Source organism: Salegentibacter flavus (genome assembly GCF_900115145.1).
Classification (GTDB): Bacteria; Bacteroidota; Bacteroidia; order Flavobacteriales; family Flavobacteriaceae; genus Salegentibacter; species Salegentibacter flavus.
Map to the genome: position 1 here is coordinate 32,842 of NZ_FOVL01000018.1, position 21,285 is coordinate 54,126.

The window sequence follows — 21,285 nt, forward strand, 5'->3', positions numbered from 1 at the left end:
CCCAATTCTGGCCGGAAAAGTAAATTTCACTTTTCCGGCTTTTTTTATATTAATTCGCTTGTTTTTAAAATTATGCTTTCTATCTTTGGAGTCATGAAAAACAGAATAACAAATACCTGGTGGTGGAATAATTTACGTCAAACGTCGTGAAGTAACACTGCTATAGTATAAAATCATACAAAGGCTTGTCTCACGACAAGCCTTTTTTTATTTAATCATTTGTCATTTCCGCGCAGGCGGAAATCTCATAAAATCGAGTCGGGTCATTTCCGCAGTTTATACCGAATTCACTTCGGTAAAGGCGGAAATCCAAATAAGAATAAAGCTAAAATTAGACTCCCTCCTTCGAGGGAGTGACAAAAATAAAATTAATGTTCGAACTAAAGACCACCCATAAAAAATTGCTGGCCGACACCATCACCCCGGTGAGCGTCTACCTGAAACTGCGGGACAAACACCCGAATTCCCTGCTTCTGGAAAGCAGCGATTATCACGCCAGCGACAACTCTTTCTCTTATATCTGCTGTAATCCTATAGCATCCATCAAGCTGCAGAATGAGGTGATCACCGAGGTTTTTCCCGATGGCAGCAAAGAAACCACCCCGATTTCTTCGGAAGTGAACATCCCCGAAAAAATCCAGGAATTCTCTAAAAGATTTAAGGCGAAAAACGGTAAATTTAAGTTCATCAACAACGGACTTTTCGGCTATATCGCCTACGACGGTGTTCGCTATTTCGAGGATATTGAAATCTCCAAAAAGAAAGGCGACCTTCAGATCCCAGATATTTATTACGCGGTTTATCAGAATATCATCGCGATCAACCATTTTAACAACGAGGCTTACATCTTTGATCACAGTTACGATACCGAAAGCAGGATCGCCGAGATAGAACAGCAGATCAAAGTGCGCAATTTTGCTACCTATAATTTCACTCGCCAGGAAGGCCCGGTTTCCAATCTTACCGATGAGGAATTTAAGGAAAACGTGAAACTGGGCAAAAAACACTGCTTCCGCGGAGACGTTTTCCAGATGGTGCTCTCCCGCCGGTTTTCCCAGAAGTTTAAAGGAGACGAGTTCAACGTATACCGCGCACTCCGCAGCGTGAACCCCTCACCTTACCTTTTCTTTTTTGACTACGGAAGTTTTAAGATCTTCGGCAGTTCTCCTGAAGCCCAGCTGGTAGTAAAAGATGGCCGGGCAGAAATTCACCCCATCGCCGGAACTTTTAAACGTACCGGAAACGACGAGGAAGATGCCGAACTGGCTAAAAAACTTGCCGCTGACGAAAAGGAAAACGCTGAACACGTGATGCTGGTAGACCTGGCACGAAACGACCTCAGCCGCCACGGGAACAATGTGAAAGTCGAGAAATACAGAGAGATCCAGTTTTTCTCTCACGTGATTCACCTGGTGAGCAAGGTCACCGGAAAGATTGCAGCCAACACCGATACCATGCAGGTAGTAGCCGACACCTTTCCCGCGGGAACCCTTAGCGGTGCTCCCAAACACAGTGCGATGAAACTCATCGAAAAATATGAGAACGTGAACCGCGATGCCTACGGTGGTGCTATCGGATTTATGGATTTTGAAGGCAACTTTAATCACGCCATCATTATTCGCTCCTTTGTGAGCAAAAATCACCATTTACATTACCAGGCTGGTGCCGGGGTGGTATCAGAATCGGTTGAAGAAAACGAATTACAGGAAGTATATAATAAACTCGGAGCCTTAACAAAAGCTCTGGAAATAGCAGAGGAGATATAATCCTCCCCCCAGCCCCCTCCGAGGGAGGGGGAGTTTTAAAAAAATATCAAATAAAATGAAAACTGAGAAAACAAATATCAATGCGAAAGACCTTAACTCCCTCCCCTCTGGGGAGGGCCGGGGTGGGGCCTCTGTTTTAGTAATAGACAACTACGATTCCTTCGTCTATAATCTGGTGCATTACCTGGAAGATCTGGGATGCGAAGTGGTGGTAAGAAGAAACGACCAGCTCGAACTGGAAGATGTGGAGCAATTCGACAAGATCCTGCTTTCCCCTGGACCGGGAATTCCAGACGAGGCAGGCCTCCTGAAAGCTATCATTGAAAAATATGCGGCTACCAAAAGCATTCTGGGAGTTTGCCTGGGGCAACAGGCTATAGGAGAGGTTTTCGGTGGGAAGCTGGGAAATCTGGAAAGCGTATACCATGGTGTCGCTACCGATATTGAGATTTGCGTGGATGACGAACCCCTTTTTAAAGACCTTCCAAAGAAAATAAAGGTAGGCCGCTACCACTCCTGGGTGGTTTTAAAAGAACTGCCGGATTCCCTCATCGCGACTTCCTACGACGAAAACGGACAGGTAATGTCCCTTCGCCACCGGGATTACGATGTGCGCGGGGTGCAATTCCACCCGGAATCGGTGTTGACCCCGGAGGGGAAGAAAATTATAAAAAATTGGGTGACCAATTAAGTCATTTCCGCAGTTTATACCGAATTCACTTCGGTAAAGGCGGAAATCTCTAGGAAACACGAAATTTGATAGATTATAAAATGAGTTTTGATGAAATCAAATTCAGAATATCACGTATATATTATAACTAACCGGAAAAACGGCACCTAATATATTGGGATTACTGGAAATTTAAAGCAACGATTATATCAACATCGAAACAGAAACTTCAAAAGTTTCAGTGGCAGATATAATCTAAATAAGTTAGTTTATTATGAAAAATTTAAATACCCATCATTAGCGATTCGAAGAGAAAAACAATTAAAAAAATGGAATCGCTTATGGAAAGTTAATCTGATAAATGATTTCAATCCAGATTGGGAAGATCTGACTATAAGATTCAAACATTAGAGAATAAAAAATATAGACTCCCGCCTTCGCGGGAGTGACAATGATAAATAAATGAAACAACTCTTAAACCGACTTATCAACCACGAAACCATCTCCAAGGAGGAGGCCAAGCAGGCGCTTTTCAGCATTTCGAAGGGAGAATATAACGAGAGTCAGATCGCGGCTTTTCTCACGGTATATATGATGCGGAGCATCACCATCGAGGAGCTGGAAGGATTTCGGGACGGACTCCTGGAACTATGCCTGGCCGTAGACCTCAGCGCTTATAACCCCATAGATCTCTGCGGAACCGGCGGCGATGGAAAGGATACCTTTAATATTTCTACCACGGCTTCCTTTGTGACCGCGGGAGCAGGCATTAAGGTGACCAAACACGGGAATTACGGAGTTTCCTCGGTGAGCGGAAGCTCGAACGTGATGGAACAACTCGGGATTAAATTCACCAACGATGCCGGTTTCCTGGAAAAATCTCTGGACGAAACAGGTATATGTATTTTGCACGCCCCGCTTTTCCATCCCGCAATGAAAAATGTTGCACCAATCAGAAAATCCCTTGCGGTAAAGACCTTTTTTAATATGCTGGGACCTATGGTGAATCCGGCTTTTCCCAAGCATCAGCTGGTTGGGGTCTTCGATCTGGAGCTGGCAAGGATGTACGCCTATCTGTATCAGAATACCGATAAGAATTTCAGCATTCTGCACGCACTGGATGGTTACGACGAGATCTCGCTAACAGGAAGCACCAAAATCATTTCAAATTCTTCGGAAATGATGCTGAACCCCGAAGACCTCGGACTGGAAACACTTAAACAGGAAGAGATCGCCGGGGGCGGTAGCATTGAAAGTTCAGCAAAAATTTTTACTGATATCTTAAACGGAAAAGGCACAGCCGCTCAAAACAACGTGGTTTGCGCCAACGCCGGCATGGCCATCGCCACCGCAAAAAGTCTGAGCCCCCAGGAAGGTTTCGCCGAAGCCAAAGAATCCCTGGAGTCTGATAGGGCACTGGAAGTATTAAAAAAATTACAGGAACTTAGTAGATAGGCTTTAGTCGTTAGACTTTTGTCTGTAGAATAAAATGAAGTGAAGAGAGAAAAGTGGAGAGTAAAAAACAATGAACACCAAACAATAAACTCCAAACGGCAAAATAATCGGGAATTCCCGGGCTAAGAAGAAAACAAGACTGACAACCGACAACCCAGAACTCAGAACTGAAAAAATGAACATACTAGACAAAATAATAGCCGATAAACACAAGGAAATAGACCTGAAAAAGCGGGTAGTCCCGGTTTCCCAACTGGAGAATTCAGCGCTTTTTGATCGGGAGACGCTTTCATTAGCGCAGCGGTTGAGAAATTCAGAAAGTGGGATCATCGCCGAGCATAAGCGGAGATCGCCCTCAAAATCGGTGATCAACCAAAATTTGAATGTGGCCGATGTAGCTAGGGGATATGAAGCAGCCGGGGTTTGTGGGATGTCCGTTTTAACCGACGGAAAGTATTTTGGCGGCTCGCTCGAAGATCTGCTTTATGCCAGGGCCTCGGCCAATTTACCATTATTGCGCAAGGAATTCATAATCGACGAATATCAGCTGTTGGAAGCCAAAGCCCACGGTGCCGACGTGATCCTGCTTATCGCAGCGGTTTTAGAGCGAGAGCAGATAAAACAGCTTTCCGAATTCGCCAAAAGCCTGAACCTGGAAGTCTTGCTGGAAGTCCATAACGAAGAGGAATTCCAGAAATCGATTATGCCCAGCCTGGATATGCTTGGGGTAAATAACCGGAATCTAAAGACTTTTGAGGTGAGCACCGATATCAGTAAAGAGCTTTCAGAAAAGATCCCTTCAGAATTTGTAAAGGTTTCTGAAAGCGGGATCAGTTCAGTAGAAACAATAAAGGATTTGAAAAACTATGGCTACAAAGGCTTTTTGATCGGCGAGAATTTTATGAAAACCGATAATCCCGGCAAGGCAGCAGAAGAGTTTATAAAGGAATTGGAAAAATCAAGCATTTAAAAAAAATAGATATGAATTCTAAATTATACGAGCTTGTCGAGTCTAATTCCCCGTTTGTGAGTGTAGCAAATCAGTAGCGTTAAAAATTTTTGAAGCCTTGGAAAAGATTTAGCTACTGATTTGCGGTTTTTTTGGCCTTGTTGCCAAAAAAACACCTCCACAAAGGGCCCTTTTTTTTGTCTCGTTTTTTGGGCGAGCAAAAAATGAAAGAACAAAATATAAAAGTAAAAACTGAGGTTAAAATGTGTGAAATAGCAATGCAAGTACGGTTAAATGTAAAAGCAAAGTTTTGATGATAAAAGTAAAACCTTTTTAAATGAAAATAAAAAATCTTAAACTAAAAATCTGCGGGATGAAGCACCCTCAAAACATCAGCGAGGTGGCGAAACTTCAACCTGATTATATGGGCTTTATCTTTTACGAAAAGACCCCGCGCTATTTTGAAGCTCAAATCCCGCAGCTCAGTCCGGGCATAAAAAAAACCGGGGTTTTTGTAGATGCCAGCGTCGATGATATCCTGGAAATGATCAAAAAACATAAACTTCAGGCAGTACAGCTACACGGCGGTGAGTCGGCCGAATTCTGCCAGGAATTACAAATCCTCTTTGCCGGGATGGACAAAATGGAGATCATAAAGGTATTTTCGGTTAAGGAGGAATTCGATTTTTCAGTATTGCGGGAGTTTGAAGGAAATGTAGATTATTTCCTCTTCGACACCAAAGGAAAAACCAAAGGCGGCACCGGAGAAACCTTCAACTGGGAATTGCTTAAAGACTATCCCTCCTCCACTCCCTTTTTCCTTAGCGGGGGGATTGGTTTGGAAGAGGTAGCAGCAATCAAAAAGTTGCAAACACATTTTGAGCAGCAAGCTAAATCGGAAGTCTTTTATGCTGTGGATGTGAATTCGAGATTTGAGTTGGAGCCTGGCTTGAAGGACCCAAATTTGCTTCAAAAGTTTAGTGAAAAATTAAAAAATTAAGGTTTATAGTTTTGTGGTTCATTGTTCATAGTTACACTAACAACCCACAAATCATAACCCATAACAGACAACAGACAAAACATGAGTTATCAGGTAGATGAAAAAGGATATTACGGCGATTTTGGTGGGGCTTATATTCCCGAGATGCTGTATCCCAATGTTGAGGAACTGCGCCGGCAGTATCTGGACATTATGAAAGAGGAATCTTTTCAGAAAGAATTTAAAGAGCTGCTTCGTGATTATGTAGGCCGACCTACTCCTTTGTATTATGCAGAGCGCTTCAGCAAAAAATACGGCACAAAGGTCTATCTCAAACGCGAAGATCTCTGCCATACCGGCGCCCATAAGATCAATAACACTGTGGGGCAGATCTTAATGGCAAAGCGCCTGGGCAAGAACCGCATTATCGCCGAAACAGGCGCGGGGCAGCACGGAGTTGCCACGGCCACGGTTTGTGCCTTAATGGGCATCGAGTGCATCGTGTATATGGGCGAGATAGACATCGATCGGCAGGCCCCCAATGTGGCACGGATGAAAATGCTGGGTGCCACGGTTATCCCTGCCAAATCCGGTAGCCGAACCCTCAAAGACGCAACCAATGAAGCGATTAGAGATTGGATCAACAATCCGGTGGATACACATTACATCATCGGGTCGGTGGTGGGGCCTCATCCCTACCCTGATATGGTGGCCAGATTTCAGGCGGTGATCTCTGAAGAGATCAAAGTGCAGCTGAAGGAAAAAGAAAATCGGGAAAATCCCGATTATGTGGTGGCCTGTGTGGGTGGCGGAAGCAATGCTGCTGGGGCTTACTTCCACTATCTCGATACTCCCGAAGTAGGCATCATTGCCGTGGAAGCCGCCGGAAAGGGCATAGACTCCGGTGAAAGCGCGGCAACTTCGGCTTTAGGTAAGGAAGGTATCATCCACGGTAGCAAAACCCTATTGATGCAAAGTGAAGACGGGCAGATCACCGAGCCCTACTCCATCTCTGCCGGACTCGATTATCCCGGGGTTGGACCTATGCACGCGAATCTTTTCCGAAGCGGACGTGGAGAGTTCATTTCTATCACCGATGACGCCGCGATGAAAGCCGGACTCCAACTGGCGAAACTCGAAGGCATCATCCCCGCCATAGAAAGCTCCCACGCCCTGGCCATTTTCGAAGACCGCAAGTTCAAGGAAGATGATATAGTAGTGGTGAACCTTTCAGGCCGTGGCGATAAGGATTTGAGTACGTATATTGATTACTTTCAGTTGTGAGTTCTCAGTTATGAGTTATGAGTTACGTGCTATTTCCTTCCGAAATTCCACACTTACGAATTAACCAATCCCGAATCCCCAATTAACCAATCACGAATTAACGAACAATGAACAGAATAAAAAACACTTTAGCGCAGAACACAAAACTGCTTTCCATATACTTCACCGCCGGATACCCCGAACCAGAGGATACGGTTTCCATTATTAAAGACCTGGAAAAAAACGGAATCGATTTTATTGAGATCGGACTGCCGTTCAGCGATCCGCTGGCTGATGGACCTACCATTCAGGAGAGTTCAGGGGTGGCTTTGAAGAACGGAATGACCACCAAAAAACTCTTTCAGCAATTGGAAGGCATAAGAGAGGAAGTTGAGATCCCGCTTATTATTATGGGCTATTTCAATCCTATCCTGCAATTTGGTGTGGAAGCATTCTGCCAAAGTTGTGCTGCAGTGGGCATCGACGGGCTCATAATCCCCGATCTTCCGGTGGAGGAATACAACGAGAAGTACCGGGAAATCTTTGAAAAGTATGGCCTGAGCAATATTTTCCTCATTACGCCACAGACTTCAGAAGAGCGCATTCGCTTCATAGATTCGGTTTCCGAAGGTTTCATCTATATGGTGAGCACGGCCAGTGTTACGGGATCAACCAAAGGTTTCACCAAGGAAACCCGGGATTACTTCCGAAGAATTTCAGAAATGAAACTCAGGAATCCGCAAATCGTCGGGTTTGGAATCAGTGATAAAGAAACCTACGGACAGGCTACTGAGTTCGCCAAAGGAGCGATAATCGGTTCGGCATTTATAAAACACCTCAACAGCAGTAGAAAGCAGGATATTGCTGATTTTGTTAAAAGTATCCGCCCGGTTTAACCTAACTCTAACATCCCCTTGGCAGGTTTTAAGACTCTGCTTTTGTATATTAGTAATGAACTTAAAAACAGAGAATTATGTCAGGTCCAATTGAAAAAAATAAACTAAAAAGAAAAAAAGAACAGAAAAATCCCGTCAATCCATCTGGTAACAAAGAGGAAACCAATAAGTTTGATATTGACGAAAAAACCATAAAAGACCAACAAAACAAAAAGTAATTTATGGGTAGAGGAGATAGAAAAACCAAACGCGGAAAAATTGCCATCGGCACCTACGGGCGATTACGCCCCAGACGTAAAAAGTTTAAGGTGAAGCCTACCACAGTAGCCGAGCAGAGTAAGAAAGAACTTCAGTAAAACTGAAGGCCGCGATAAGAATATAGCCAGTTGGCAAAGACATATGGGAATTACAATAAAACTGGAGTAGTCGTAAAAAACTACTTTACAGTTGACCCCAACTTCAGAGGTTTACTTTGAGGCTGGGGTTTTTTTTGTGTTTAGTCGATAGATAGTAGTTTTTATTGGAAAAAGGGTAAATAAAACCCTTTGCGGCCTCTGCGACTCCTTTGCGAGCTTGGCGTGAAAAAAGTCACTAGTCTTTAGAAGTAGACACTAGAATTTTCCCTAATGCCGGGCTTAACCCGGTATCTCATCCTGACCATTTTCACAACGCCACCTTCACTCGAATGAGACCCTGAATCAAGTTCAGGGTGACGGCTTGCAAAATAACATCATGCCGGACTTGATCCGGCATCTCATCCTGCCCATTTTCACAACGCTCCCTTCACTCAAATGAGATCCTGAATCAAGTTCAGGATGACGCTCTGTAAGTTGGGGTCATACCAGACTTAACCCGGTATCTCCTCCTAATATTTTTCTGAAAGAATCTCAACATCCCCTCCTGGTAAAATCAAACCCCACGTTAAACAATAAACTCTCTCTCGCACAGGATTCGGCGGATATAGCTCAAAACACGAACAAATCCTTAACCCCCGCCGAGAAGAAAAAAACCCATACAACTGAGAACTCAGAACTCAGAACTGACAACCGAAAAAACAACAAACAATAAACTGTCCGGCGGGCAGGCTTCGGCGGGCAAGGCCCAAATCTCAAAACTGACAACCCACAGCCCACAACCGACAACCGATTACAGCCATTCTTTATACTGCATCACCCTGAAATCTATCGTATTGAAATCAGTATCTTTTTGTTTTAGATATTTATAAAGTTCAGTACTACCAATTGCGCGATTGGCAGAACCTGAAGGCGCGGTGAGAGAAACCGTGTTGATGAGCCTGCCGTCGAGAACAAACTGATGCACCCTGGGCACATCATTGGAAATCACTTTCAGCCTAATATCCTCGTCGATTTCCCGCAGGTGTCTCCGGAAGAAATACTCCGGACCGTTTTTGGAATTGCCGCCGGTAAACAACAGCCGCTCGATCTTAGGATGTTCCCGCAGGATGCCAATCATATTACGAAGTTCCACCTTCTGCATCCCCAGGTCGCTGGCATCTATCTTTTCCCGATGACTGCTCTCCACCATATCACAGATACCGATTCCGCGTTCCTTCAGAAAATCGATTCGCTGTTGGATGGCTTCTTCGGTTGTTTCAAATTTCAGATCGAGGTCGAAGATCTTATCCAGAACCTTCCACAGCAAGCCATCCCGACTTCCGTAACAGAAATCTACATCGCCCTCCTTCAGCTCTCTCCTGGTAAACCTTGGCGGCGGTAAAGTACCCACGATGAGTTTGGTCGCGTTTTCAGGGATAAAAGGACGGTATGGATGCGTGTGATGAAAAATAATCTTTATTTTTTTATTTAAGTCTTACTACCAGGTCATCGGCGAAGACCATAGTGCCTTCTTTATGAATAACCTTATCGATCTCTCCTTCCGTAGTAGCGGTAATGGTGGTTTCCATCTTCATCGCTTCTATCACGAAAAGGGGCTGGTTCTTTTTAACCTTCTCCCCTTCCTTGACCAAGACAGATGATAAAGAGCCCTGCAGTGGTGCTCCCACTTGCTTAGGATCTTCCTTATCCACTTTGATGTGCACCACCTTATCCACTTTAACCGATTTATCCTGAACCTTCACCGTACGGGTTTGTCCGTTCACTTTAAAGAAAGCGTCTACCAGTCCGTCCTCATCTGCGGTTCCCACCGAAAGAAACTCGATGAGCAGGGTTTTTCCTTTATCCATTTCCACGGTAATCTCTTCGCCGGGGGTCATTCCGTAGAAGAAATCGGGGGTTGGGATATTCATCACTTCCCCGTAGCGTTTGTAATGGTTAAAGAAATCGGTGAAAACCTTCGGGTAAAGTTTATAGGAAAGGAAATCGCTCATTTCCAGTTTGCGCCCCATTCCCTCCTTGAAGGTGTTTTCAAATTCTTTAAACTCCTTGTCAAAATCTATAGGTTCCAGGTGCGCATTAGGCCTGTCGGTATAAGGTTTTTCACCTTTCAGGATGATCTTTTGCAAATCCTTTGGAAAGCCGCCAACGGGCTGCCCCAGGTCTCCTTTAAAGAAATTCACAACCGACTGCGGAAAGTTAAGATTCTCTCCTTTTTCCATCACATCTTCAATGCTCAGGTTATTACTAACCAGGTATTGCGCCATATCTCCCACCACCTTACTGCTGGGCGTCACCTTAATGATATCGCCAAAGAGTTTATTCACCTTAGAATACATCGCTGTGATCTCGTGAAAACGGTGCCCGAGGCCTAAAGATTCGGCCTGGGGTTTCAAGTTGGAATACTGCCCTCCCGGAATCTCATGCTTATACACATCGGCGGTGCCGGCTTTCAGGCCACTTTCAAAGGGGAAATAATATTTCCGTACCTCTTCCCAGTAATGCGAATATTCATTGAGTTTCTCCATATTAAAATGGGCCTGCCGCTCACTGCAGGTCGTCATTTCCACCAGGGAATTGAAGTTAGGCTGCGAGGTAAGCCCCGAGAGTCCGCCCAGTGCTACGTCTACCACATCCACCCCGGCTTCTATCGCCTGGAGGTAGGTTGCCGCCTGAATAGATGAGGTATCGTGGGTATGCAGGTGTACCGGAATGTTGATCTCAGCTTTCAATGCGGAAATGAGCTCTCCGGCAGCGTATGGTTTCAGCAGGCCGGCCATATCTTTTATCGCCAGGATATGCGCCCCGGCGTTTTCTATGTCCTTTGCCAGCTGAAGGTAATAATCTAAATTATATTTGGTGTTTTTGGTGTCCAGAATATCGCCGGTGTAACAAATAGATGCTTCGGCCAGACCATCGGTGTTCTTTCTTACATACTCTATACAAGGCGCGATAGACTCCATCCAGTTCAGGGAATCGAAGATGCGGAAGATATCCACGCCGTTTTCCCAGGCTTCAGCCACGAATTTCTCCACCAGATTATCTGGATAAGCGGTATATCCCACCCCGTTGGAACCTCTTATCAGCATCTGAAGCAGAATATTAGGCATCGCCTTACGAAGCAATTGTAATCGCTCCCAGGGATTTTCCTTCAGAAATCGCAAACAAACATCGAAAGTAGCCCCGCCCCAGACTTCCATACTGAAAGTTTCCGGGTGATTTTTAGCATAGCCTTCAGCTACTTTCATCATATCGATACTACGCATACGGGTTGCCAGCAAGCTCTGGTGGGCATCCCGCATTGTGGTATCGGTGAAATGTATTTTTTTCTCCTCCTTTAGCCATTGGGCAAACTTTTCAGGGCCCAATTCTGTCAGCAGATCTTTGGTGCCTTTAGGGTAAGCCGCGTTGGCATCAAAGACGGGAATTGCAGGTTTGATGAACTCGGGTACTTCTTTTATTTCCTTCACATCGGGATTGCCATTCACGACCACGTCTCCCAGGAATTCCACCAATCGGGTGGCGCGGTTCCGGGTTTCCTTAAGTTGAAAGAGTTCGGGGTGACTGGAGATAAAGTTCACCGTAGCACTCCCATCGCGGAAACCGGGGTGATTCAGTATATTATCCAGAAACGAGATATTAGTCTTCACCCCCCTGATCCTGAACTCAGCCAGGGCACGGCGCATCTTCCGGCAGGCGCCATCAAGGGTACGCCCACTGGCAGAAATTTTCACCAGCATAGAGTCGAAAAACGGAGAGATTGACACCCCCTGATAAAGGCTACCCGCATCCAGCCTTATCCCAAATCCGGAGGCACTGCGGTAGGTAGTGATCGTCCCGTAATCGGGTTGAAAATCGTTGGCAGGATCTTCGGTGGTGATTCGGCATTGCAGGGCAAAACCGTTGATCTGCAGCGATTCCTGGCTTTTAATCTTGATCTGTTTATCGCTTAGGTGATAACCCCCGGCGATAAAAAGCTGGGCCTTCACCAGGTCTATATTGGTCACCACCTCGGTTACGGTGTGCTCTACCTGAATACGTGGATTCACCTCGATAAAATAGATACTGCCGTCTTCATCTACAAGGAATTCCACGGTCCCGATGTTGTTGTAATTCACCGCACCACAGATATCCAGTGCATATTGGTAAAGTTTCTCCTTGGTTTCCTGATTCAGGTTATGGGAAGGCGCGAATTCAATCACCTTCTGGTAGCGGCGTTGCACCGAGCAATCGCGCTCGAAGAGGTGCACCATATTTCCGTGCTTATCGGCCACGATTTGTATTTCTATATGCTTCGGATTTTCGATGAACTTCTCGATAAACACCGTATCGTCGCCAAAGGCATTCAGCGCTTCCCGCTTAGATTCGGTAAAAGCCTTTTTCAGTTCCTCCTCATTCCGTAGCACCCGCATTCCGCGGCCTCCACCTCCACTGGCGGCTTTTAGCATCAGGGGATACCCTATTCGGGTAGCTTCCTCTATGGCTGTTTGCTCATCGATGAGATCTTTGGTATTGCTTTCAATAACCGGCACCTTGTTTTCTATAGCCACCTTTTTGGCGGTAACCTTATCGCCCAGGCTCTTTAGCACGGAAACATCGGGTCCAACAAAGATGATATCCTCGTCGGCGCAGCGCTGTGCAAATTGGGCGTTTTCAGAAAGAAAACCGTACCCGGGATGAATGGCATCGGCGCCAATCTCTTTGGCCAGTTTGATAATGGCCTCGATATCGAGGTAAGGTTTAAGCGGTTCCTTATCCCTGCCAATCTGGTAAGACTCATCGGCCTTGTAGCGGTGCAGCGAATAGCGATCTTCAAAGGTATAGATCCCCACGGTTCTCAATCCTATCTCTGTGCAGGAACGAAAGATCCTGATCGCGATCTCTCCCCTGTTGGCTACCAAAACTTTTTGAATTTTCATCTGAATTTTTTAAAAATATAGTTATTTCAGTTACTTCCGAAAACTACTTAAAGATGAAGAGCTACGCAGACTTTGAAGTGCTAAAATTTCTATAAATCTTCTTAGTCGTTAGTCTTTGGTCTCTTGTCGGTAGCGGAGTTTGGTTTTAATTGTTTAATTAGGAATAGGGCTTATTTAACCAAAAAATGCTTTTTAAGTCTAAGAAAGCTAGTTGACACAAGCTACTGAACCTTTTCTCATTAATTTGTGATATATGGTCCTCAGTTTCGACTTCGGGACCCGTAGGTGGAAAAGGCGTAAGAAAAAAAGCCTGCACGCCCTTTCCGTTTGGACATAACTTTCTGAACTTCAATAAACAAGAATAAAACCCTGAGTTTGCCGATATGTTTTCCTTTTTTTTAGACTTTTTCACCGTAACGGGTGAACAAGAAAATGAAGACTAGATTTTTTGGTTCTTTTTCATCAATGGAAAAAGAACAGAGATTTTACCAGGATCCAGTCGAAAATCCCAGCTTATACAGAATATCAAAATGAGGTTAAAGGGATTCAATATTCTAATTTTCCGTCATTGAGAAAGGCCATAAGCCCGACGCGGCAATCTTTCGGTTATTTCAACCGTGCAATGCTTAATAATCAACGAATTTTGCACCCTTTGCTTAAAAGAAACCCGCGATCCGAATCCCGAATCACGAAGTAACGAATCCCCAATTAACCGACAAGCTCACAGCATCACATCGTCACAACGCAAACAAATTCCTATATTTGCGGCCTATCAAAAACTAAGATTATGACAGAGAGTAAAGTGCTGAATTATATTGAAGACGTATTGGAAAATATGCCAACCGACTGGCTGAAACTAACCACCCATCGCCTGGATATTTACAATGAGGAACAGGCTAAATCTCAATTCTTAGAGCAGTTCGAGATCTTATTCAAAGCCAATAATTCTTCAACCTCAGCACTCAGTCAATTACCTACTGCTTATGATTATATCCGCTTAGGTCATCCTTTATCTTCTGTACTGGAATGGGCAATTGCTAACTTAAATAACCTCAACCCGGAAAATGTAATAAGTTTTTCATCACGAACAATTCCTGTGTTGGCAGTGCTAAGAAAAAACCTGGTCGATGATAAGGAAACCCAAATCTGTTATACCGGTGAATTACCGGAATTTTTTGATACCGAAGTACTCAAAAGTGTGTATGGGTATAATTTTGAATTAAAGCAGGTTAAGAACGCGGAAGAGATTCCTGAGTTTAACGGCAGCACCATTTTTATTCCACAAAAGGGAGAAATTGGTAAGGCTGATCTCAATCCCTCAATTGACTTTTGTGTCAACCTTTATCCAAACCTGGGAAGTGTTTTGTTAGTAAATGGAGAACAAAACGAAAGTTATATTTCAGAAATCCAGCATGTTCGAAGAAGAGAGACCATAGCGATGACCCCGGCCGATTGTTTTTCTGCCTTGCAACAGCTAATAGGGAAGTCTTCTGTTAATGATGAGAAAATTAATGTTGAAGCCAACAAAAAAAGTGTAGTAGATTCCATTAAAAAAATTACGGGAACCAATACAAAAGCCTTACTGGCTTCCAGCGGATTATCTATTCAGTATGCGATTATGATGGGGGTTATCGACGATGCCCTGGAAAAGCATAAAGGAAAGGCTATCAAAATTATTGTTCCTCCAAACTGTTATGGCGGAACAAACGACCAGGCAAGACGGGTAGCTGCCTGTATTGATAATGTTGAAGTGGTGGATCTACTTGTTGATGGCGATAATGATATGGTTCAGAGCATTGATCTGGTTTTGGATAGAGTCGCAAAGGAAGATGCGGTCCCTTACATAATCGCTGAAATCCCAACCAACCCGAGAGTTGAAGTCCCGGATCTTAAAAAATTAAAAGAGGTTTTAAGCAAAGAACGTAAAACTGCTACCGATGATACTGCTATCGATCCCGTCTTTATTTTAGATCAAACCTTTTGTCCGAATGTGCAGTTCCTGGCTAATGATGGAATACTCTCCGGAATAAGAAGCATTTCATATGTAAGCGGATCGAAATTTCCGAGTGGAGGTAAATGTACTGCCGGTTACTGCGTAGCAAATAATAAAGCTGAAGCTTTACTGGAAAAAATAGAAAAGCATCTGTTACTTTGCGATAACGAGGCTACAGCTCTTCAGGTTGAAATATTGGCAAAACAATTACCCTCCATGAATAAAAGGATCATTGATGCTTATAAAAACACACGGGAATTTGTCAACTTCATCAGGAAGACTTTACCGGAGGCGAAGATCAATTTTGTTTCAGAAGAACTGGCTCAGGAAGGGTTTACCCCATCTGTATTTTCATTAGATCTTCCCACTAAGGGAAATACCGATGAAGAAAGAGAAACTTATAAAAGAGCATTAAATCAAAAACTGATCGATATGATGATCACAGAAATCCCAAATGAGAGTAAACACTGTGTGAGCTACGGGCAGTTAAAAGGATGTTACTGGACGATCCCTGCATCCTCTACCCAGGGAACGACCAAAGAAGACGACAAAGATTATATCGCCCGGGTATCGGTTTCTCCCGATTTAGATCTTGAACATCATAAAAAAGTCTTTTCAGATTTTGTTTCAAACAACCGATAACTCAAAACCCAGAACTGAGAACCGTATTTTCTTTGCGCCCTTTGCGCAGGGCTTTGCGGTCTCTGCGTGAAAGAAAGAAGGGCAGGCACAGGAATCCCGAATTAACCCTCCTTCGCTAAGGCTTCGGCGGGCAGGCGAATCACGAACTAACGAATCCCGAATTAACCAATTATCAGCATCACTGCATCACAAGAAGAACAACAAACAATAAACACCAAACCCCAAACGGCTGAATAGCACTAAAATCCCCGACTTTAAAAAGAGACCAGAATCCCACTAAAGACTAAAGACCAAGGACTACCGACTAACACAACAGGAACTAACTTAAAAAGAAATCTTGAGTCTTGAATCTACCGTCTAAAGACTAAGGTCTACCGACTAATTCAAGGATCGATCACAATTCGTCATCATCTTATACCGGCATTTAAAACTCTCTTTGCGTTTGCGGCGGCGACGGCTGTTGAAGCTGATCCTGATAAACTTTCCCTCCCCGCTTTTATCGTCGTCGGAGAGCATAAACCCGTTGTAATCCAGCAAAAAATCGCAGGACTCCCTGAAGCTGAACCGGGCAGTAAAAGCCTTCACTAAATTGGGTTTTTTCTCAGAACCTTCCATAATTTTAGAAAATTTGGAAAGTATAAGATACGAAAAAATTCTATCACTAGACTATATTGGATAAGTAAAACTAAAAGCACCTATAACAAGAAAGTCTCCTTATTATGCCAATTCAAAGACTCCTGGGACGGATACCATTTCTCATTCTCGGGGAGAAGAATTTGTTTTCCCTCAAACAGAGTTATTGAATAGTTACTATTTTCATTTTGTATTGTGGGTGAAACCCTGACTACGTAATTTGAATTAATAGTAATTAAACCCCGGTCAAACGCACGATGTAGTGTTGGTGAAAGTGCAATTCCGTTTGAAACGGTGTCATCGTTTGAGAGACTAAACGGATAAATATGGCAGGCATCCACCATTTGCACATTATGAGTTGACGTAATTTTTAAACCTGAAATACAACAGGTAAACTCGTATATTTTGGGAACTGTTTTTTTAAATAAACTTCCTCGGATAAATATTTCCTCTTCAAACTGATTATCTTCCAGTTTATTCTTTAATTCTATTAAATGTGTCTGGTATTTTTCTTTAGGTTCATTTAAAATCTCGTTTTCAATTTCGATTTCTTCTGCATATTTCTCAGGTCTTTTATAGTAGGAACGAACATTGAGAAAATAAGAATCGATTAAAAGTTGTTCAAACCACAGCTGATTTTCCGGAAGAAGTAATAAATAGAATAAATCCTTATCAATTTCAGCATAAGCAACCGACTCATTTAAACTATTAAAGCTTTTGATGCTTTTTGAACTTGTTAAAGTCAATTGACTTCCTGGCTTGGTCACTAATCTCCAAAACGGTTCTGACCGTAAATGAAAGAATGGTAAAGCAAAATTACTGGAATGGCCGGTATCTACTAATAATTTCCAATTATTTTGAAAGGCAAGCATTAAATCGGAATCAATAAAAATTTTATTGGTGGTTATAATTCCTTTTGCAATTAATTGAATAACCGATAAAAGTAAAACAGGCTTATGAGGTGCCCGTCCAAGACCTTTGGAATACCCCCGGTTTAGTTTTTTGAAATAAGTCGAGTATTTAAAGATGATCTCTTCTGACATATTTTAACCAACAGCTAATTTCTGACTTTCCTTTAAAATATAAGAAGGCATTGCTTCGTGCAACTTCCATTCAACATTCATTGGTTTCGCGCCTTCTGATTTCACAAAATCTGCTTCCCCTAAAAATGTATAAGACATTGTAAAACCGTATTCATCTACATTCTGCTCCCTGACGAATAATAGAATCTTTTTGCCTTTTTCTTTATGCCTGATATAAGACTCACCTTTTGGAGAACCTGGAGCGGTACTATTTTGAGATTGCCAATGAAAAAGTTTCTGATTTAATGCGTAATCTTCATACATCGTAGTAGGTGAATATTCCTTTTCGGTTTTCTTTAACGTCACGAAGAGAACTTCTACATTTAGCTCTTTATTTTGAGCTACACCTTCGCGATTGGATGATTTCTTTCGAAAAGTACTCAAACCTAAAGCAGCTAATATTTCTTCCCGATTATACCTACTGTGTAGTTTTAATGGAAATGGAAATTCTAAATCAATATCTTTTTCAATAAATTCTATTTTCTCAATTAAATGCTCAAGATATTCATTCAATTCTTCAAGCATAATTTCATTCTTTCTTAAAACTTCAATACTCCTAGAAAGGTCTGGGAATTTTAATTTTTCGCCGCTTTCTTGCCAAACATCATAGTGGAACATTAAAAGCATCATTTTTTGCTTTTTTGAGAATAAATTTAAATTCAACCTATTATTGATTAAATCTTGAATAAACCTAAAGTAACTTAAAGAATTACAATTGATTAATTTTCTTTGCATACAGGTGGTAAACTCTTTTTCCTGTGGCTCGTTAAAATTAGGGATTTCTCCAGCATCTGCACATAATCGTTTCCAGCTTCCTTTTTTATAGACTTGACGGATACCTAAATGGTGGAAATCTAAGAAATTGTTTAAAGTAAGAGGGAGTATAGAGTGATGTTTGAAGTTTTTTATTTTCTGAATAAGTTGTGGCCTTCTGAATTCCGTTGCTTCACGAATATTCTTTAAAATTACTTCTCTTGCCTTTTTCTCTAACACGATGGAACATCCAAGTGGTAAATGGGGAAACTCGTCCTCAATTTCCTTAATTATTGAAGTATGAGTTTTTCCAACAAGCGCTCTAAATTTATGCTCAAAATCATATTCTGGCCTGGCATTTCCAACAAAATCAAGAACCGTTAAGCAGTCTTTATTCTCAGCAAGCCGAAGGCCACGACCTAATTGCTGCAAGAAAACTGTCAAACTCTCAGTAGGCCTTAAGAAAAGAACTGTATCGATATTTGGAATATCAACCCCTTCATTGAAAATATCGACTACAAAGAGGTAATTAATTTCCTTTTTGAGGAGTTTATTTCGAATCAAATCTCGCGATCCACTGTTCCCACTAACAAGATAATCAGCCTGTAATCCGGCAAGAACAAATTTCTCTGCCATATACTTTGCGTGCTCCTGACTGACACAAAACCCCAATGCTTGCACATCATGTATGTCCGTTAAATATTCATCGCAGTTTTTAATAATATCAGCAACTCGGTGGTCATCTTCGGTGTAAAGCTTGGTAAGTTCTCTAATTTCATACTTTCCATTCCATTTTACATTACTTAAATCAACCGTATCAGAAAGTGCGAAATATTGGAATGGGCTAAGCAGTTTTCTATTCAATGCTTCAGGTAATCTTATTTCCGCAGCTATTTTGTTATGAAAATCTTCCGCTATATCTCCACCATCCATTCTCTCTGGAGTCGCGGTAAGGCCCAGTAAAATTTGAGGCTCAAATCGATGAAGAATTGGACGGTAGCTGTTTGCTTTTATATGGTGAACTTCATCAACAATTATATAATCAAAAAAGCCTTCAGCTAAATCAAGGTTTTTCAACCGGCTATGCAAAGTTTGGACTGAAGCAAAAAGTTGGTTATATGTTTCAGGCTCGTTTCCATCAACCCACAATTCACCAAAATTGGCATCTCTGAGCACATGCTGAAAAGTTGCTTGTGCTTGTAATAGAATCTCTTTCCGGTGCGCTACGAACAAGAAATTAGCATTTGGTTGAAGGTCATTAAATCTTTTAAAATCGAAAGCAGAAATAACGGTTTTACCTGTGCCTGTTGCCGCAACTAATAAGTTTTTATTTCGATTATGAATTTCTCTTTCTGCCTGTAATTTTGATAAAATTTCTTCCTGATAAGGATAGGGTTTAAGATCGAAAAAAGTATTGATTAGACCTGTTTTATAAGAGCCTTCCCTTTTTAGGGCCTTGCTTAACTTTGTTCGATCAGTTTGATATTGATAGTGTTCAAACTCCGGATCTTCCCAGTACGTTTCAAATGTCTTTTGGAATTTATCAATGATATGCCCAATTTCTTGGGTAGTAACTTTAAGATTCCATTCCAAACCATTGGTCAGTGCCGAACGGGAGAGATTAGAAGAACCTATATAACCAGTATGAAATCCCGAATTTCGTAGAAATAAATATGCTTTGGCGTGCAACCTTTCATGCTCTGAATTATAAGAAACCTTTATTTCAGTATTTGGTAGCGATGAGAGGTATTCTACAGCTTTCACATCTGTGGCACCCATATATGAGGTTGTAATTATATTTAGCTTTTTGCCGCTTCTTGTGAATTCTTCAAGTTCTTTTTTAAAAATTCGAATTCCGGAAAATTTTATAAAAGATACTAACCAACAAATTTCATCGGCTGAAAGAATTTCTTTTTTAATCTCGCTCTCCAAAGAAATCCCAACATTATTTCCAGTAAAGAGTTCACTTTGACTTAACCGCGTGTAAGGAGTAATTTCTTTTAACCTGGCTTCCAAATTTGAATAGGGAAAATCTAGTTTTGAAAATACGGCTTGTAAAATCCTTCCTTCGCTTTCAATTAAATTGTTAGAGAACTCAACATTCTTGAGTTCCTTTACTAAGAGTTTTATAATCTTATTTGATAATTCAATTTGCTTTAAAGGACGGTCTTTGTCTTTAATTTCATTTAGCGCAAACTTGATGGTTTCAGCTAAATAGGTGCTTAAATATTGAGAAGCTTCTTCTTTATCTAAGGATGTTTCGCTGACGTGAAACTTTTGTAAGTCTACATTTTCGAGTTTATTGGAAACTAATTTAGTTATTAGTTGCTCGTAAAGACCGGTTTCAAAACTCATTTATACGTTTTAATATAATAATTAACAACAGGAATATCTGCTTTAGCCCAATCTAAGGTCTTCAATTTTTCAATAGGCAGCCATTCTAACTTTGAATGTTCAAGAAGCACGATTTCAAAAGTTTGTAATGTGCAGCGAAAAGGTATTAGCTCGATTATCTTAGACTTAGAATAATTATGTTGATTTGAAGGTAACTGCTCCAAAACTTGAATTTCAACTCCTAATTCTTCTTTAATTTCTCGTCTTAAACATTCCTCCAGAGTTTCATTCTTTACTTTTCCACCTGGAAATTCCCACTTCTTCGGTAAATCCATTTTGTCACTTCTTTGAGCACATAGAATTTTGCCGTTATTTTCAATTATTGCACAGGTAACTTTCATTATTCAATAAAAACTCTTTAAATGATTTCAGAAATTAACCGTTGAAAATTCTGGTCTTCCGGCCATAACCTGGCTCAATTTAACATTAATTTTACAACATAAAGAACCTTTCTTCCCGGCCTTAAGAAAACGACGGCCTAAAACCTGAAAAACACTATAAGAAAGTTTTCGGTATGTCGTATCATCCCTATGGATAC

Annotated in this window: 17 protein-coding genes; 11 read left to right on the forward strand and 6 right to left on the reverse strand. The window is 42.0% G+C overall.

Features of this window, described 5'->3' with window-relative positions; translation table 11 throughout:
• The first annotated feature begins 371 nt into the window (after positions 1-371).
• From BM266_RS13210 to BM266_RS13250, 10 genes are all read left to right on the forward strand, one after another.
• Positions 372-1,766 carry an anthranilate synthase component I family protein gene (locus BM266_RS13210; RefSeq protein ID WP_093410535.1) on the forward strand — a complete coding sequence of 465 codons (1,395 nt, stop codon included), beginning with the start codon at positions 372-374 and terminating at the stop codon, positions 1,764-1,766.
• 55 nt (positions 1,767-1,821) lie between these two features.
• Positions 1,822-2,457, forward strand: a complete 636-nt coding sequence (locus BM266_RS13215) for an anthranilate synthase component II (protein ID WP_093410537.1) — start codon at positions 1,822-1,824, stop codon at positions 2,455-2,457.
• 159 nt (positions 2,458-2,616) lie between these two features.
• Positions 2,617-2,847: a GIY-YIG nuclease family protein gene (locus tag BM266_RS13220; protein WP_245760452.1), complete on the forward strand. Its 231-nt coding sequence runs from the start codon at positions 2,617-2,619 to the stop codon at positions 2,845-2,847.
• Between the two features lie 51 nt (positions 2,848-2,898).
• A complete protein-coding gene (gene trpD, locus BM266_RS13225; protein ID WP_093410539.1) occupies positions 2,899-3,891 on the forward strand; it encodes an anthranilate phosphoribosyltransferase in 993 nt (330 codons plus the stop codon).
• A 175-nt stretch (positions 3,892-4,066) separates the two neighbouring features.
• Entirely contained in the window at positions 4,067-4,861 is a 795-nt protein-coding gene (gene trpC, locus BM266_RS13230; protein WP_093410541.1) for an indole-3-glycerol phosphate synthase TrpC, read from the forward strand.
• Positions 4,862-5,177: 316 nt separating this feature from the next.
• Entirely contained in the window at positions 5,178-5,840 is a 663-nt protein-coding gene (locus BM266_RS13235; RefSeq protein WP_245760449.1) for a phosphoribosylanthranilate isomerase, read from the forward strand.
• Between the two features lie 81 nt (positions 5,841-5,921).
• Positions 5,922-7,103, forward strand: coding sequence for a tryptophan synthase subunit beta (trpB, locus tag BM266_RS13240; protein ID WP_093410542.1), 1,182 nt, complete (start codon positions 5,922-5,924; stop codon positions 7,101-7,103).
• A 107-nt stretch (positions 7,104-7,210) separates the two neighbouring features.
• Complete coding sequence (gene trpA, locus BM266_RS13245; protein ID WP_093410544.1) at positions 7,211-7,978, forward strand: tryptophan synthase subunit alpha; 768 nt, start codon at positions 7,211-7,213, stop codon at positions 7,976-7,978.
• A gap of 77 nt (positions 7,979-8,055) precedes the next feature.
• Positions 8,056-8,196 carry a hypothetical protein gene (locus BM266_RS17145; RefSeq protein ID WP_175494811.1) on the forward strand — a complete coding sequence of 47 codons (141 nt, stop codon included), beginning with the start codon at positions 8,056-8,058 and terminating at the stop codon, positions 8,194-8,196.
• Between the two features lie 3 nt (positions 8,197-8,199).
• Positions 8,200-8,334, forward strand: a complete 135-nt coding sequence (locus BM266_RS13250) for a 30S ribosomal protein THX (protein ID WP_093410546.1) — start codon at positions 8,200-8,202, stop codon at positions 8,332-8,334.
• 790 nt (positions 8,335-9,124) lie between these two features.
• Here BM266_RS13250 and BM266_RS13255 read toward each other — a convergent pair.
• A complete protein-coding gene (locus BM266_RS13255; RefSeq protein ID WP_093410548.1) occupies positions 9,125-9,784 on the reverse strand; it encodes a uracil-DNA glycosylase family protein in 660 nt (219 codons plus the stop codon).
• 13 nt (positions 9,785-9,797) lie between these two features.
• Positions 9,798-13,250, reverse strand: a complete 3,453-nt coding sequence (locus tag BM266_RS13260) for a pyruvate carboxylase (protein WP_093410550.1) — start codon at positions 13,248-13,250, stop codon at positions 9,798-9,800.
• Positions 13,251-14,037: 787 nt separating this feature from the next.
• On the opposite strand from BM266_RS13260, the gene BM266_RS13265 reads away from it, so the two are divergent.
• Complete coding sequence (locus tag BM266_RS13265) at positions 14,038-15,885, forward strand: PLP-dependent aminotransferase family protein (RefSeq protein WP_093410552.1); 1,848 nt, start codon at positions 14,038-14,040, stop codon at positions 15,883-15,885.
• Positions 15,886-16,263: 378 nt separating this feature from the next.
• Here BM266_RS13265 and BM266_RS13270 read toward each other — a convergent pair whose 3' ends face one another.
• The 4 genes from BM266_RS13270 to BM266_RS13285 all read right to left on the reverse strand — a co-directional run bounded on the left by BM266_RS13270 (position 16,264) and on the right by BM266_RS13285 (position 21,088).
• Complete coding sequence (locus tag BM266_RS13270; RefSeq protein ID WP_093410554.1) at positions 16,264-16,500, reverse strand: hypothetical protein; 237 nt, start codon at positions 16,498-16,500, stop codon at positions 16,264-16,266.
• Between the two features lie 80 nt (positions 16,501-16,580).
• Positions 16,581-17,561 (reverse strand): HNH endonuclease, encoded by a 981-nt coding sequence (locus BM266_RS13275; RefSeq protein WP_093410556.1) that lies wholly within the window; start codon positions 17,559-17,561, stop codon positions 16,581-16,583.
• Between the two features lie 3 nt (positions 17,562-17,564).
• Positions 17,565-20,708 carry a DUF3427 domain-containing protein gene (locus BM266_RS13280; protein ID WP_093410558.1) on the reverse strand — a complete coding sequence of 1,048 codons (3,144 nt, stop codon included), beginning with the start codon at positions 20,706-20,708 and terminating at the stop codon, positions 17,565-17,567.
• Entirely contained in the window at positions 20,705-21,088 is a 384-nt protein-coding gene (locus BM266_RS13285) for a (deoxy)nucleoside triphosphate pyrophosphohydrolase (RefSeq protein ID WP_093410560.1), read from the reverse strand. The genes BM266_RS13280 and BM266_RS13285 overlap by 4 nt, the downstream gene beginning before the upstream one ends.
• Positions 21,089-21,285 lie beyond the last annotated feature (197 nt).

Coding starts and splice junctions, on each gene's coding strand:
- BM266_RS13210 (WP_093410535.1), top strand. CDS start 372: ATGTTCGAACTAAAGACCACCCATAAAAAATTGCTGGCCGACACCATC.
- BM266_RS13215 (WP_093410537.1), top strand. CDS start 1,822: ATGAAAACTGAGAAAACAAATATCAATGCGAAAGACCTTAACTCCCTC.
- trpD (WP_093410539.1), top strand. CDS start 2,899: ATGAAACAACTCTTAAACCGACTTATCAACCACGAAACCATCTCCAAG.
- trpC (WP_093410541.1), top strand. CDS start 4,067: ATGAACATACTAGACAAAATAATAGCCGATAAACACAAGGAAATAGAC.
- BM266_RS13235 (WP_245760449.1), top strand. CDS start 5,178: ATGAAAATAAAAAATCTTAAACTAAAAATCTGCGGGATGAAGCACCCT.
- trpB (WP_093410542.1), top strand. CDS start 5,922: ATGAGTTATCAGGTAGATGAAAAAGGATATTACGGCGATTTTGGTGGG.
- trpA (WP_093410544.1), top strand. CDS start 7,211: ATGAACAGAATAAAAAACACTTTAGCGCAGAACACAAAACTGCTTTCC.
- BM266_RS17145 (WP_175494811.1), top strand. CDS start 8,056: ATGTCAGGTCCAATTGAAAAAAATAAACTAAAAAGAAAAAAAGAACAG.
- BM266_RS13250 (WP_093410546.1), top strand. CDS start 8,200: ATGGGTAGAGGAGATAGAAAAACCAAACGCGGAAAAATTGCCATCGGC.
- BM266_RS13260 (WP_093410550.1), bottom strand. CDS start 13,250: ATGAAAATTCAAAAAGTTTTGGTAGCCAACAGGGGAGAGATCGCGATC.
- BM266_RS13265 (WP_093410552.1), top strand. CDS start 14,038: ATGACAGAGAGTAAAGTGCTGAATTATATTGAAGACGTATTGGAAAAT.
- BM266_RS13270 (WP_093410554.1), bottom strand. CDS start 16,500: ATGGAAGGTTCTGAGAAAAAACCCAATTTAGTGAAGGCTTTTACTGCC.
- BM266_RS13275 (WP_093410556.1), bottom strand. CDS start 17,561: ATGTCAGAAGAGATCATCTTTAAATACTCGACTTATTTCAAAAAACTA.
- BM266_RS13280 (WP_093410558.1), bottom strand. CDS start 20,708: ATGAGTTTTGAAACCGGTCTTTACGAGCAACTAATAACTAAATTAGTT.
- BM266_RS13285 (WP_093410560.1), bottom strand. CDS start 21,088: ATGAAAGTTACCTGTGCAATAATTGAAAATAACGGCAAAATTCTATGT.